The following is a 14,950-nucleotide window of genomic DNA, read 5'->3' as shown; positions in this document are numbered from 1 at the left end:
AAGGAACTGTGAAAATAAGGAGGAGCAATTTAGATGATAAAAGACCATATCCTACAATACATAGATGAAAGGCAATCCAATCAAAAGACAGGGGCAATCACACTTTTTAAAGAAGAAAAGGAGTATGCTGAAAAAAACCAACTAGCTGGAAACCTTCAACTTTCAGAGAAAGATGCGAGTATCCGATTCGCTGACGCATACATTGAGCGGTGTGATAAAGAAACAGAAAACATGTTGAAGAATGAATCATCAGCATTTTTAAATGAGCGTCTTGATTACTTAAAAAAGCATAAAAATGAGTTTATTTACGTTGAATCAAATTGGTTTGATTTAATAAGTGTCGAAGCTGTTTCTTTAGAAGCAGATGATGTCTTTGGGACCTATGATGTTATGTTAGGTTTAAAGCTGCAAAAGAAATTTGAAAAATCATTAAGGGAAAATTTAAATAGCCTCCTAAACGGGGATGAAGCGAAATTTGATTTAATGTTCAGTCAAGATGACGGCTTATGGAATTTGAATTTCGCCTTAAATTTTGTCGAGGATTACAAGGAAGAGTTAACCATAGGTGAGGCATTTCAACTCATTTACCGCTTTTTATTTCAGTTGGTGGAAGCGGTCGAAGGTGAACGGAAATAAACTTGGTCAAAGACGCATGGATAGTAATTGATATCCATGCGTTTTATGATTAATCGCTAAATAGGGAGGAGAGATATTAAAAGATGCGAGTCATTTCCTTATGCCCGAGTAATACAGAAATTATTGAATATCTCGGTTTAACACACATGTTGGTAGGAGTCGACGATTTTTCCGATTGGCCGGCTTCAATTGAAAGTCTGCCTAAATTAGGTCCTGATTTGTCAATTAATATGGATTTGGTTGAAGAATTAAAACCAGATTTGGTCCTTGCATCTTTAAGTGTTCCAGGGATGGAGAAAAATGTGGAAGCTTTACAGATACGTGGAATTCCACACCTTGTGTTAAATCCGCAATCACTAACAGACATTGAAAATGACTTAATGATAACGGCTGAAGCACTCGGAGAGCATAAACTTGGAGTAGAAGCAGTAAGGCAATTTCGTTTTCGCCTTGATAAAGTTAAACAGAGAAGTGCAAATCAATATTACAAGCCAAAATTGTACTGGGAATGGTGGCCAAAGCCAATTTTTACCCCAGGTAAAAGAAACTGGCTCACGGAGATTTCTGAGGCTGCTGGAGCAGCGAATATTTTTCAGGATGTGGATTTAGCAAGCGTTCAAACGGAATGGGAGGATGTATTATGCCGTGAACCTGATTTCATTTGTCTTGCTTGGGTAGGAGTGAGAAAAGAAAAAATCCACAAAAGTATTGTTAAGAAGCGTGAAGGATTTGAAAAACTAGGATATGAAAGTGATGATCGAATTATAATTCTTGAGGAAGAGCTCTACTGCAGACCCTCCCCAAGACTCATTGTTGGTTTAGAAAGATTAGTAGAGTTAATCCATAGAATTCACTGAATACTTGTGATGTTTAGGGCAAATGAACAGGTCATTCATTGCCCATATGGAGATAAAAATTCACTAAACGGTAAATAAAACTGTCTTTCATTTCCCAGAGGAGTGTAATTATCCTCATTAGGGTAAATGAAAAGATTACAAAAGATGATTTTACCGTCTAAAATGAAAAAGGAGGGATTAGTAGCCCTCCCTAAAATTCAACTAAGATCCTCCTTTGAAATCGAGATTGCCGAACCTGTTGAAGTATGTTCGTTTATCCATCCCAGCGAGGTTTCAGATACACTCGTCCAATCAGGTATGATATCCTTATGCTGCTCGACCCAGCTCATACAGTATTGTGGATCAATATTATAATCAAGGCACTGAGCTAAGAAAGATTGGATGGTGTCTTCATTGCAATTTTGCCATGACCCACAGGTATTACTCCACACATTTTCCATTTTTGTTTGCAGTGAAACCTCATTAATAAAATTACTAAATTGAAAATCGTTTGGCATATATGTTCCTCCCTTATTAAAAATTCACATTCATAAGTATGTCCAATCTGAAAATAATTGAACAAAAATCCACCTATTAATTCAAAGTTTGTGTAATAATCTTAATAAGGCAGTTGGTTGGAATAAAAGGAGTCTAGATATGGAAAACAAAAGAAAAACAGCGCTAATACTAGGTGCTACTGGACTAGTAGGAAAAGAATTGGTAAATATCCTCATCCAACAAAAAACCTATGAAAAAATCCATTTGTTAGTACGAAGACCAATTGTAAGTCATCATCCTACATGTGAAGTGCATGTTGTTAATTTTGAGGAACTTCATACATACCGAGAATTATTTCAGGTAACGGACGTTTTTTGCTGTTTAGGAACGACCATTAAAAAAGCAAAAAGTAAAGAAGCATTTCGAAAAGTAGATTATGAATATCCGGTCGAGGCAGCTAAAATAGCGAAAATTTGTGAGGTAGAGAAATTTCTTATTATCACTGCAATGGGAGCAAATGCTAAATCAAGTATTTTTTATAATCGAGTAAAGGGTAAAGTGGAAGAATCTTTAGATAATTTAAGTTTACCATCTCTACATATTTTTAGGCCATCACTTTTATTAGGGGACAGAAAAGAATTTCGTTTCGGAGAAAAAATTGCCGCAAAAACAAGTGCCATTATCAATGTACTCATGGTTGGTCCATTACGACCTTATAAAGCCATTGAAGCTAAAAACGTTGCAACGGCAATGGCAGTAGTAGCGAAAGTTGGTAAAAGTGGGATGAATGTTTATCCTTCGCATAAGATCGAACAAATCGCAAAAGAAAAATTAGTCTGAGAGGTATGTACAATGGAAAAGGGTTTGACCGGAAAGAAAGTCGTTATCTGTGGTTCGCGAAAGATAGAAGAAATAAGTACACTAATTGAAAAACAAGGAGGTGTTCCTCTCGTTCGACCCCTTCAAGGGACAGTATTTTTAGCAGAGAAAGAAGTAGAACCAGATATACGTGATTTCGTGGAAAATGGGGCGGATTGGGTGATTTTCACCACTGGAATTGGCTTTGAAACACTTGTGGATTTAGCTGCAAAACTTGGATTAAGTGATTTATTTTTAAAGAATATCCGTGAGGCCAAGATCGCCTCGAGAGGATACAAAACACTGTCTGCACTGAAAAAATATGATCTAAAACCACTTGTGGTCGATGTGGATGGAACAACAAAAGGATTAGCACTAGCACTCGAATCCGTTGATTTCTCGGGAACAAGAGTTATGGTTCAACTCCATGGTGAAACAGCACCTGCGTTAACAAAATTTTTAGAAGAGCGTGGGGCAACTGTAGAAAAAATTCTTCCATATCAGCATATTGCACCAGATAAAGAGGTAGTAGTTCGGTTAATACATGAACTGCAGTTCAATAAGTGTGACGCGGTTTGCTTTACCACAGCTACCCAGGTCCACTCGCTTTTTGAATACTCGAGAGAACATAATATCTATGCAGATATCGTGACCGCTTTCAATAAAAAGGTAGTTGCTGGTGCGGTTGGGAAAGTAACCGAAGCAGCTTTAAAAGATGAGGGAATCGAAAGAATTGTGGTCCCTGAGAAGGAAAGAATGGGAGCTATGGTGGTCGAGTTAGCTAAATATTTTTTGAATTAATCTGATTTAAGTGTACCTCCTTTAAGGTGGGTACTTTTTTTTTTTAAAAGACCGGAATTCCTAAGTAGTAGAAAATGTCGAGAAGTTTTTACTCATACTTTATCAAAGATTTTGTTTTTATAAGAGAGAGGAAGTCCTATTAAACATGTAAAATTCAGGTAATCAAACTCTACAAGGCCACCAAATAAAGTATGTAAGAAAAATTGACAATTCGATATAATATTACATTTTTTTTGATATCATTATGTTAAATTGAAAAAGTATCAGAAAAGAATACAAAAAAATCCTGCCCTCTATGAAAACTTTATCCAATATTCCTTTTAATGCTTACATACATCAATGTACCCTCTCTGATTCTACATTCTTAGGAGACATCTTACTTTTTTACATAATGGTTAATATATTGCATGCATTCTTTTACAGATTGTCAGGTGAAATGCCTATTTACAGTCTGTAAAATTAAATTAGGATGCAGAATTTTCTGCAAAATACATATATGAACAAAAGGAGTTGGTCCCTTTTTGGTAGTATCATATTTATAAAGCGCTTACATTCTAATCTCAGTAAAAAAACAGGACAACTTTCTGCCTTCAAAAAGTTTTAAAAATCGGTATATAAATGAAGGAGGTTTCTTTATGGCGAATGATAAAATGCAGCGTATTTCCTTATCTAATCTTGAAAAAAACTTTCTAGAAGTGGAAAGTGGGCTTACAAACCGTGAGGCTGTGGAAGAATCCAATCGCTGCCTCTATTGTTACGATGCTCCGTGTATTAAAGCCTGTCCAACAGGTATTGATATTCCTACTTTTATTAAAAAAATTGCTTCAGGAAACTTATTAGGATCTGCCAAAACAATCATGTCATCCAATCCTGTTGGTGCAAGTTGTTCGCGAGTATGTCCTACTGAAGAATTATGTGAAGGTGCTTGCGTGCTGAATCACTCTACTAAACCAATTATGATTGGTAATTTACAAAGATATGCTACTGATTGGGCAATGGTAAATAATCAAACACTTTTTCAACCAGGTCAGGCCAATGGTAGGACAGTGGCTGTCATCGGCGGGGGGCCAGCGGGACTATCCGCAGCTAGAGAACTGGCAAGGCTAGGATACGAGGTTACAATTTTCGAAGGTTCTGAGAAAGCGGGCGGTTTAAATACGTACGGAATTGTATCTTTCCGATTACCGCAAAGAATTTCCTTCTGGGAAGTTGAACAGGTTGAGAAATTGAATGTCGATATTAGAACTAACACGTTGGTCGGTAAGGATATTTCTGTAGAAGAGATCACGGAAAATTTTGATTATATTATCCTGGCAGTAGGTATGGCTCATGTACCAAACCTTGGCGTGGAAGGTGAAAACCTAGAGGGTGTATATGATGCGATTGAATTTGTCAAAGCAACCAAAAGCGGTCAGTTATCTGAAGATTTTGTTGGAAAACGCATTGTTGTCATTGGGGCCGGAAATACCGCGATAGATGGGGCAACTTGTTCTGTCCGATTAGGGGCAGAAAACGTCAAAATCTTATATCGAAGAACGGAAGAAGAAATGACCGCTTACGACTTTGAATATGAATTTGCCAAACAGGACGGTGTGGAATTCCGCTGGTTGACGGCTCCAAAAAAGATTATTGGTGATGAAACTGGTAGGGTGACTGGCATTGAGTGTATCAAAATGGAACTTGGCGAACCTGAAAAAGATGGTCGACGACGTCCAACAGCCATTGAGGGGTCAGAGCATGTCCTGCCGGTCGATGCTGTGGTGAAAGCAATTGGTCAGACCAGACACCTCAAACTGATTGAAGAGTTCGGCATCGAGCATAATGGCGGGGTAGTCAAGGTCGACTCTGAAACCTTACAAACTTCCAACCCTAAAGTATTTGCCTGCGGAGATGTTGTGTTTGGAAAAGGCAATGGTGACGCCATGGTTGTTACGGCTGCACAACAAGGTAAAGATGTTGCTTATGCGATTCATAAGCAATTTTCCTTCGTAGGGATGTCAAACTAATATCTCAAATGAAAATAGAGAGGAGAAAAATAAATGGCTGATTTACGTACTAATCTTGCAGGGATTAAATCTCCGAACCCGTTCTGGCTTGCGTCAGCACCGCCGACCAACTCTGGCTATCAAGTACAGAGAGCCTTTGAAGCAGGGTGGGGTGGGGCAGTTTGGAAAACGCTGGGTGATCCTATTCTGAATGTATCTTCAAGGTTTGCTGCTGTAAGTTTTAACGGACAAAGAGTGGCAGGCTTTAATAATATTGAACTAATAACTGACAGACCATTAGATGTTAATTTAAAAGAAATCTATGAAACGAAAAAGAGATTTCCAAACCATGCCATTATTGCCTCACTCATGGTGGAACCGAAGCAAGAAAAGTGGCATGAGATTGTTAAACGTGTTGAGGATGTCGGGGTAGATGGGCTTGAGTTAAATTTCGGATGTCCACACGGGATGGCTGAGCGTGGCATGGGTTCTGCTTCCGGTCAGGTACCAGCCTTAGTTGAAAGGCAAACCTATTGGGCGAAGGAAGTAGCTAAGACACCTGTTATTGTAAAATTAACGCCAAATATTACCGATATAACAGCGACGGCCGAAGCGGCTTGTAATGGTGGTGCTGATGCGATTTCTATGATTAATACGATTAATAGCTTGATGGGGGTCGACCTTGATTCATGGAATACCATTCCCCATGTTGCCGGAAAAGGAGCACACGGCGGTTATTGTGGACCTGCAGTAAAGCCAATTGCTTTGAATATGGTGGCAGAATGTGCAAGACATCCACGAATTAACGTTCCAATTTCAGGGATTGGGGGGATTTCTAACTGGAAGGATGCCGTTGAGTTTATGTTGATGGGTGCAACTGGTGTACAAGTTTGTACAGCCGCTATGCACCATGGTTTCCGCATTGTCGAGGACATGATTGAAGGTCTTAGCCATTACCTCGATAGCAAAGGGATTGCTTCGGTTTCTGATATCATTGGGAAATCCGTTCCTAGATTCTCTGATTGGGGCAATTTGGATTTAAACTACAATATCGTTGCTCAAATCAATAAGGATGTTTGTATTAATTGCAATAAATGCCACATTGCCTGTGAAGATACTTCGCACCAATGTATCGATATGCTGACAGACGAAAATGGAAAGAGTTACCTCAAGGTGCGTGAAGAAGATTGCGTCGGCTGTAATTTATGCTCGATTGTTTGTCCAGTTGATGGAGCCATTGACATGGTGGAGGCCACGAGGGAATTAGCACCAATGACTTGGAATGAACGTCAAGCTGCCTTAAGCGGCGTAGCCCAATTTAAAGCAGATATTATCAAATAAATGATACGGAGGGAATTATCGATGAAAAAAATAATCAAAAATGGCACGATTGTTACCGCTGCTGACACATATCAAGGAGAAATATTAATCGAGGACGGCAAGATCACCCAAATCGGCTCGAATTTATCAGCGATCGGTGCGGAAGTTATTGACGCAAAGGGCTGTTTTGTTTTTCCGGGCGGGATTGATCCACACACTCACCTCGACATGCCTTTTGGCGGAACGGTAACAAAGGATGATTTTGAGTCAGGCACGATTGCAGCTGCCTTCGGGGGTACGACAACGGTTATTGATTTTTGCTTAACCAACAAGGGTGAGCCCCTGAAAAATTCTATTCAAACCTGGCATGATAAATCGAAAGAGAAAGCTGTCATTGATTATGGGTTCCATTTAATGATTTCAGAAATCAATGAAGATGTCCTGGGTGAACTTCCACAGGTAATTAATGAAGAAGGTATTACTTCCTTTAAGGTATTTATGGCATACAAAAATGTATTCCAAGCAGATGATGAAACCTTGTTTAAAACACTTATTTCCGCAAAAGAACACGGTGCCTTGGTGATGGTCCATGCAGAAAACGGAGATGTCATTGATTACTTAACCAAGAAAGCCCTTGATGAAGGGAATACTGCGCCAATTTACCATGCTTTAACAAGACCTCCAGAATTAGAGGGGGAAGCGACTGGACGTGCCGCAAATTTCACGGGGCTTGCTAACTCACAGCTATATGTGGTCCATGTCTCCTGTGCGGATGCAGTAGAACAAATTGCTAAAGCACGCAGCAAAGGGTTTGATGTTTGGGGGGAAACGTGCCCGCAATATTTAGTCCTTGATCAAAGCTACTTAGAGAAACCGAATTTCGAAGGAGCAAAATATGTTTGGTCTCCGCCGCTTCGAGAAAAGTGGAATCAAGATGTTTTATGGAATGCTTTGAAGAGCGGTCAACTGCAAACTCTCGGCTCCGATCAGTGCTCCTTTGATTTTAAAGGGCAGAAAGATTTAGGAAGAGATGATTTTACTAAAATTCCGAATGGAGGCCCGATTATTGAGGATCGTTTGTCGGTTTTATTCTCTGAGGGAGTGAAAAAAGGACGGATTAGTCTAAATCAATTTGTCGATATTACTTCCACTAGAAGTGCGAAGCTATTTGGTTTATTCCCGAAAAAAGGGACAATCGCCGTTGGGGCAGATGCAGACCTTGTGATTTTTGATCCGAATATCGAACGAGTAATTTCGGCTGAAACCCACCATATGGCTGTGGATTATAACGCATTCGAAGGAATGAAGATCACTGGTGAACCAGTTTCCGTATTGTCCCGTGGGGAATTTGTTGTCCGTGACAAGCAGTTTGTAGGTAAACCAGGTTCGGGCCAATATTTGAAGCGAGCCAAATATAATAAAAATGCACTTGTCAACCAAAGCGAAACACTATCAATCTAATAGGGGGAGCTTGGATGTCAGATTATCAGCAATTTTTAGATGAAAGAGATAAAATTGATTTTCTTATCCAAAAGGGGTATCAGATCAGTGGTGTAAATGAACATCTAAACGGGGCCACCGTTGAATTTGTCCACCCAAACGGAAATATAACCGAAATACTTAAGATTGGAACAGCAAATGCCCGTAAGTATTTTACTAGTCTATTATTAAAGCAAAACCACACCAGCTAGTCCATGCCTAGAGAAATAAAGGTATACTTCCCTATCATTCATTAGAAATAAATGAAAGGATTGGTTGCAAGGCCAATCCTTTTTAAACCAATATTTTTGATGATATTTTCTAAGGAGAACCAAATGATTAAAGACCATTTCCATTTAACAGTGGCAGATATCTTAAAGCGAAAGAACTTTGAACAATCCCACGTTATTGCGGGAGAAAAAGGTATTAAACGATTTGTCAAATGGGTTCATGTTGTCGAGGCCACGAGTATTCGTAATCTTCTTAATGGAAATGAACTTATTCTTTCAACAGGGATTGCTTGGAGGGAGAATACGAACTTATTTGTTTCGATGGTAAAAGAGTTTCTTGATAACCAAGCTGCAGGATTATGTATTGAAATGGGAACTTACATCACAGAGATTCCTGCGGAGGTCATACAAGTTGCTAATGAGCATAATTTCCCCATCATCGTTTTTTCAAAGGAAGTTCCGTTTGTACAAATCACTCAAGATATTCACTCGCTGATTATTAATCAGCAATACCAAAAGATATCTGATTTGGAAAATTACTCCCAAAGCCTAAATAAACGACTGTTAACGATTGAAAGTTATGAAGATATACTAAAATGTTTGTATTCTTCTCTGGATTTACAAGTTATTTTTCGTTTGAAAAATGAGGATTATGAATTTATTCCAGACATCAATCTACTCGAACAAAAAACAGTCATTCACCAGCTCAAGACATATAAAACAGACCCATGTGATAACATTGCCTCCCAACCTATTTTCTTATTTGGGCAAGAATGTGCGGAGTTATTTATTTATTCTAAAAATCTACCAATCACTGAATACGATGTATTGATTTTAGATCGGACTGCTACAGCGCTGGCACAGCATTTATTACGAGATATGTATGTTGAAGAAAAAAAGCGTGTCGAGGAGTTTGAGTGGTTGTATGGCTGGCTTGAAGGTGAACATTCCCCCGAAAGCATTAGTGAATATTTTGCGCAAAATCGGGTCAAAACAAAAACCAATGAAGCTGTAGTCTTAATTACTAGGCTTATTCCCCTCAAAGAGAAAATTACTCAAGATGTAACGTATTTAAAACTATTATTTCGTTCGGTCCTGGAACAAAATGGTTTCACGGTGTTTTCTGTTGAAAAAAGAAATGAAATAACGTTCATACTGGTAAACAACCGGACCAAGAAGAATGTAAAGGAACGAATGAAAACAGCAATCGAATCCATACTTGAATCAGAGTTTATTAGAAAACAATGTTCAGCGAAAATAATGATTGCTGCTGGAAGTTTTATCGGAAATTTAAATGAAATACATAAAAGTTATCAAACAGCAAAAGAAACTCAGCGAATTCAGCAAAAGATGTCTAATAAAGCTGACTATTATTTTTATGAAGATTTGCATTTATATCGGTTGATCTCGCAAATGAGTAAACATATCAATCTACAAGAGTTTGCTGCAGAGTATTTACAGCCAGTGATTCAATATGATCAGAAATATAATGGCAAGTTGTTAGAGACATTAAAGGTTTATTTAGAGTGCAATGGCTCAAAACAGGAGGCGGCGAGCAAGCTTTTTATAGTCAGGCAGACACTTTATCATCGCTTGCAAAAGCTTGAAAGCATTCTCGGTGAAGACTTTATGGAACATGAAAAACGAGTTGCCATTGAATTTATGCTGCTGGTCCAAGACTATTTAGCATCTTCCCCATCCAGTATAAAATATCCTAAATATCAAATATTGGAATAATGGCTGATAGTTGCTCATATCGTCAAAGAAATACTCTGCCTCATTTCACATTGTGTCTAATGAATGTATGCTTTGGATACGAGAAAATGAGTTTAGAAGGTTTATATTATTAGAAAATTTTATAAAAAGAGATAAAAATTAGGAGGTTTATCTATATATATGAATGCATCAAAATGGGATACGTCTGTTTTAAAGAATTAAAAAGTACAAGTAATGGAGGGAAAAAGATGGTTCAAACGAGTCGTTCACAAGAAACTTTGTTGGAACAGGATGAAAAGTATGTCTGGCACTCCATGAAACCTTATAATCCCAAAGCGACATTAGTTGCAGCAAAGGCAGAGGGCTCATGGGTAACTGATGCTGATGGAAAACGGTATTTAGATGCGATGGCCGGCCTTTGGTGTGTGAATATTGGTTATGGAAGGACCGAATTAGCTGAGGCAGCCTATGAACAGCTGAAGGAAATGGCCTATTTTCCACTTTCACAAAGCCATGTTCCAGCCATAAAACTCGCTGAAAAGTTGAACCAAATGTTAGGCGATGAGTATGTTATCTTTTTCTCTAACAGCGGTTCTGAGGCAAATGAAGCGGCCTTTAAAATCGTAAGGCAGTACCACCAGCAAAAGGGTGAACAAAGCCGTTACAAAATCGTTTCCCGCTATCGTGCTTATCATGGAAATTCGATGGGGGCACTCGCAGCGACCGGCCAGGCACAGCGAAAGTACAAGTACGAACCGCTTGCACCAGGATTTATCCATGTCTCACCACCTGATTCCTACCGGGATGATATAAATGTCAACGATCCAAATGAACTATCCTCGGTAAAAGAAATCGATCGGACGATGACATGGGAGTTAAGTGAAACGATAGCCGCAATGATTATGGAACCGATTATTACGGGCGGAGGTGTCCTCATTCCGCCGGATGGCTATATGAAAGCCGCAAAAGAAGTATGTGAAAAACACGGGGCGCTGCTCATAGTTGATGAGGTTATTTGCGGGTTTGGCCGTACAGGTAAGCCTTTCGGGTATATGAACTATGGCGTGAAACCCGATATCATCACAATGGCAAAAGGGATCACAAGTGCCTATTTGCCTCTTTCTGCAACAGCGGTCCGCAAAGACATATACGAAGCATTTAAAGGTACAGAAGAATATGATTACTTCCGTCACGTCAATACATTTGGGGGGAATCCAGCGGCATGTGCGCTCGCTTTAAAAAATCTCGAGATTATGGAAACTGAAAAATTATTTGATCGTTCTCGAGATTTAGGGGCTCAGCTATTAAACGATTTAAGGAATCTTTTACAAGATCATCCATATGTAGGGGACATTCGTGGAAAAGGGCTGTTAATTGGAATTGAACTAGTGAAGGATAAGCGGACCAAGGAACCACTTTCTAATGACCTTGTCAATAAAGTCATTGCCAACTGTAAGCAGGAAGGGATTATCATTGGAAAGAACGGCGCAACCGTAGCTGGATACAATAATGTGTTAACACTTGCCCCGCCATTAACAATCAAACAGGTGGATCTAACTTTCCTTGTGAAAACACTTACCGAATCCCTCCAGAAGATACGTTAACTAAAAAAATGAGAACCCATGTATATACAATTGTGTACATACATGGGTTCTTTTTTTCATGAGGAGAAATGTAATAGGTTAAAAAGTATCTAAGGATATAAAGAATCTAGTAATTAAATGTCGAAATCTTTTGATAGAATGATTGACAGATGATTTACGTCGGTTATAATTAAATTAACAAATGTTCAATTTGATTTTACATAATTTCATAACTTAGATATTCAGATTGAACAAATGTTAATTTCTTTTTTACAAAACGTTGTAACCGTTTACTTTTTGTGAAAAATGAGTTTAATAACATTGAAAATTAGGTGAATAAAAGATGGCGGATGAAAGGATTTCACGCCTGGTGGAAGTGGCTAGGATGTATTATCAATTAGACTACAGCCAACAGGAAATTGCGAAAAAGTTGGGTATTTCCCGCCCCACCGTATCTAGGCTTCTAGTTCAAGCTGTTGAAGAAGGAGTAGTCCATATAAAAATATGCGATCCCGCTGAAGACGTTCAGGAATTGGCTATGCAGATCAAGGAAAAGTTTCAATTAAAGGATTGCATTGTCGCATCGATTCCCGAATTTAAGGATGAACTGATCAAAGTGAAACTGGGGGAGGTTTCCGCAGATTATTTATATAAGATTGTCCAAAGCGGCGATACAATTGGGATTACCTGGGGGACAACTTTATATCAACTAGTGAAACAAATTCAACCTAAGAATGTAAAGGATGTAACAATTGTCCAGCTAAATGGAGGGGTGAGTTACTCAGAATCCAATACCTATGCATCAGAAATCGTTAATGGTCTTGCTCATGCATTTCAGACAATTCCACATTTTCTGCAGGTACCTGCCGTCGTAGACCACATTGTGGTCAAACAGGCAATCATAGCAGACCGACATGTTAAAAGAATATTGGAATTAGGCAAACAAGCCAATATTGCCATTTTTACTGTTGGGGATCCTGGTGAACAATCAACACTTATGCATGCGGGATATTTTTTAGACAGTGACATTGAAATACTAAGGGAAAATTATACTGTCGGTGACATCTGTTCTCGATTTATTGATATCAATGGCCATATTAGTCATCAAACATTGAACGATCGAACCATTGGTATCGAACTCTCACATTTAGCGGAAAAAGAATATGGTATCCTCATTGCAGGCGGTAACAAAAAAGTCGAAGGCATCTATGGGGCGTTAAAAGGTCGTCATGCCAATGTCCTCATTACCGATGAGTATACTGCCAGGGCATTACTCGATTTTGGGGGTGAGCACCTAAATGAATAAAGAAAAAATTAGGGAGATCGTCAAAGAGGTTGTCAAAAACTCCCTTATGAAATCTAAGACAGTTCCCATTGCAGCATCTAACCGGCATATCCATTTATCCCCTGAACATGTTGAGCGTTTGTTTGGACACGGCTACCAATTAACGAAGTTAAAAGATTTGTCACAGCCCAGCCAATTTGCAGCAAAGGAAACGGTCACCCTTATCGGTCCGAAAGGGAGAATACATAGTGTTCGTGTCCTCGGACCTGCTAGGGGGATTACACAGGTAGAAGTATCATTATTTGATGGATTTACCTTGGGAGTCAAGCCGCCGATTCGTAATTCTGGGGATATTAACGGATCAGAATCAATTACCATACAAGGACCACGGGGGCAAATTACCATTCGTGAAGGCTTGATCTCTGCCGCTCGCCACATTCATATGCACACGAGTGATGCTGAAACATTTGGCGTTCAGGATGGGGACCTTGTTCAAGTAAAAGTGGATGGAGTCCGCGGGATCATTTTTTCAAATGTTTTAATTCGCACTTCTCCTAAATTCAAGCTTGAAATGCATATTGACCTGGATGAAGCCAATGCAGCTGGAATCAAAAATGGACAAATGGGTGAGATTATTTCCATCCAAACTCCGAAACAAGTGGGTGGGGAGTAATGCTGGTGGATGTTAAAACGCAGGTTAAACTGCTTGTCCAGCAGGTAGTGGAAGCCTACTTAAAAGAGAAAATGGACCCTAAAAAGGATACTCCAATTACAATCCTATTAGGTTATCATTCTTCCGATCCAATAACTGTTTTGGAAGCGGTTACCCAGCTGGTAGATACATATAACGTAACGTGGCTAATTACAAAGGAATGGCTTCCTTTACAAGAAAAAATGAAAGGGCTTTCTTGTGTGCTGTTAGAGGAGATGTCAGATGAGGATTTGGGAACACTGATTGATCAATCTTCCGTTCTCGTAATTCCTCAAGCATCGTACGGATTGCTTTCAAAACTAGCCTTAACGGTGGATGACGAGACAGCAGCGTGGGTGGCTATCCAATATCAATTAAAAGGTAAACCGATTGTCATCGCCAATAATGGTGTGGAACCAAATGTGTACCAACAAATCCATGCCCCGCAAACTGTCCAGGAACGGATACAGTCCTACATAAGGAGAATCCAAATGGATCAGGTCAAGTGGGTACCGCTCAGTAAATTGGTTAATACAGTTGACGAGCAATATGCAGCCTACCTTGATAAGCAATCTCTCGTTCTAGCAAAACATGTAGAAAGAGCTTTTCAGGAGGGACTCAAGGAAATTGAGATTCCGCAAAAAAGCCGGGTCACACCTTCAGCAATAGATCTGGCTAAGGAATTAAAGATTCAATTTAAGCCGATTGATTCCTCGAAAGGAGGGACATTATGATCATTTGTAAAGTGGTTGGTTCCATTGTATCAACTACAAAAGCGGAAAAATTAAAAGGAAAAAAACTAATGATCGTTCAGCCGCTTGATTTGAAGAGCATTGAAGAAGATGGAAAACCGCTTGTTGCCATTGATACCGTTGGCTCTGGTGTGGGAGAAGTCGTCTTACTTGTCAGCGGAAGTTCGGCAAGACAAACAGAGATAACAAACGGTGTCCCTGTTGATGCAGCAATCGTCGGTATTGTTGATCAAATTGAAATTCAAGGGGCCTTAACCTTTAATAAAGGAGGTAACTAACC

The 14,950-nt window shown here is 39.3% G+C and carries 15 protein-coding genes; 14 read left to right on the top strand and 1 reads right to left on the bottom strand.

Translation table 11 applies throughout. The features are described 5' to 3' along the window. Positions 1 to 33 precede the first annotated feature (33 nt). Positions 34 to 636: a branched-chain amino acid aminotransferase gene (locus tag COJ96_RS01875; protein WP_098571303.1), complete on the top strand. Its 603-nt coding sequence runs from the start codon at positions 34 to 36 to the stop codon at positions 634 to 636. A gap of 83 nt (positions 637 to 719) precedes the next feature. Next, the gene (locus COJ96_RS01870) at positions 720 to 1,493 is read left to right on the top strand and encodes a cobalamin-binding protein (RefSeq protein ID WP_098571302.1); all 774 of its coding nucleotides are present in this window, start codon (positions 720 to 722) and stop codon (positions 1,491 to 1,493) included. A 197-nt stretch (positions 1,494 to 1,690) separates the two neighbouring features. Here the strand turns inward: COJ96_RS01870 and COJ96_RS01865 are convergent, their stop codons facing one another. Next, on the bottom strand, positions 1,691 to 1,990 hold the full coding sequence (locus tag COJ96_RS01865; protein ID WP_098571301.1) for a hypothetical protein: 300 nt from the start codon (positions 1,988 to 1,990) through the stop codon (positions 1,691 to 1,693). A gap of 139 nt (positions 1,991 to 2,129) precedes the next feature. Between COJ96_RS01865 and COJ96_RS01860 the strand changes: the two genes are divergently transcribed. The 12 genes from COJ96_RS01860 to COJ96_RS01805 all read left to right on the top strand — a co-directional run bounded on the left by COJ96_RS01860 (position 2,130) and on the right by COJ96_RS01805 (position 14,948). Then, on the top strand, positions 2,130 to 2,810 hold the full coding sequence (locus COJ96_RS01860) for an NAD(P)H-binding protein (RefSeq protein ID WP_098571300.1): 681 nt from the start codon (positions 2,130 to 2,132) through the stop codon (positions 2,808 to 2,810). Between the two features lie 12 nt (positions 2,811 to 2,822). After that, positions 2,823 to 3,629, top strand: coding sequence for a uroporphyrinogen-III synthase (locus COJ96_RS01855; RefSeq protein ID WP_098571299.1), 807 nt, complete (start codon positions 2,823 to 2,825; stop codon positions 3,627 to 3,629). A 635-nt stretch (positions 3,630 to 4,264) separates the two neighbouring features. Further along, positions 4,265 to 5,635, top strand: a complete 1,371-nt coding sequence (locus tag COJ96_RS01850; RefSeq protein ID WP_251458880.1) for an NAD(P)-dependent oxidoreductase — start codon at positions 4,265 to 4,267, stop codon at positions 5,633 to 5,635. A 33-nt stretch (positions 5,636 to 5,668) separates the two neighbouring features. After that, complete coding sequence (preA, locus tag COJ96_RS01845) at positions 5,669 to 6,955, top strand: NAD-dependent dihydropyrimidine dehydrogenase subunit PreA (RefSeq protein ID WP_098571298.1); 1,287 nt, start codon at positions 5,669 to 5,671, stop codon at positions 6,953 to 6,955. A 21-nt stretch (positions 6,956 to 6,976) separates the two neighbouring features. Further along, positions 6,977 to 8,395 carry a dihydropyrimidinase gene (hydA, locus tag COJ96_RS01840; RefSeq protein ID WP_098571297.1) on the top strand — a complete coding sequence of 473 codons (1,419 nt, stop codon included), beginning with the start codon at positions 6,977 to 6,979 and terminating at the stop codon, positions 8,393 to 8,395. 14 nt (positions 8,396 to 8,409) lie between these two features. After that, complete coding sequence (locus COJ96_RS01835; protein ID WP_098571296.1) at positions 8,410 to 8,625, top strand: hypothetical protein; 216 nt, start codon at positions 8,410 to 8,412, stop codon at positions 8,623 to 8,625. Positions 8,626 to 8,748: 123 nt separating this feature from the next. Further along, the gene (locus COJ96_RS01830; RefSeq protein WP_098571295.1) at positions 8,749 to 10,380 is read left to right on the top strand and encodes a PucR family transcriptional regulator; all 1,632 of its coding nucleotides are present in this window, start codon (positions 8,749 to 8,751) and stop codon (positions 10,378 to 10,380) included. A 227-nt stretch (positions 10,381 to 10,607) separates the two neighbouring features. Continuing rightward, a complete protein-coding gene (locus COJ96_RS01825; RefSeq protein WP_098571330.1) occupies positions 10,608 to 11,963 on the top strand; it encodes an aspartate aminotransferase family protein in 1,356 nt (451 codons plus the stop codon). 322 nt (positions 11,964 to 12,285) lie between these two features. Beyond that, positions 12,286 to 13,248 (top strand): DNA-binding transcriptional repressor DeoR, encoded by a 963-nt coding sequence (locus COJ96_RS01820; RefSeq protein WP_098571294.1) that lies wholly within the window; start codon positions 12,286 to 12,288, stop codon positions 13,246 to 13,248. Next, complete coding sequence (gene pduL, locus COJ96_RS01815; protein WP_098571293.1) at positions 13,241 to 13,900, top strand: phosphate propanoyltransferase; 660 nt, start codon at positions 13,241 to 13,243, stop codon at positions 13,898 to 13,900. The genes COJ96_RS01820 and pduL overlap by 8 nt, the downstream gene beginning before the upstream one ends. Then, positions 13,900 to 14,652: a hypothetical protein gene (locus COJ96_RS01810; protein ID WP_098571292.1), complete on the top strand. Its 753-nt coding sequence runs from the start codon at positions 13,900 to 13,902 to the stop codon at positions 14,650 to 14,652. Before pduL ends, COJ96_RS01810 begins: the two co-directional genes overlap by 1 nt. Continuing rightward, complete coding sequence (locus tag COJ96_RS01805; protein WP_098571291.1) at positions 14,649 to 14,948, top strand: EutN/CcmL family microcompartment protein; 300 nt, start codon at positions 14,649 to 14,651, stop codon at positions 14,946 to 14,948. The genes COJ96_RS01810 and COJ96_RS01805 overlap by 4 nt, the downstream gene beginning before the upstream one ends. Positions 14,949 to 14,950 lie beyond the last annotated feature (2 nt).

The organism is Bacillus sp. AFS073361 (genome assembly GCF_002567005.1).
Lineage (GTDB): Bacteria > Bacillota > Bacilli > Bacillales > Cytobacillaceae > Neobacillus.
This window is presented reverse-complemented; position numbering and strand designations above follow the sequence as displayed.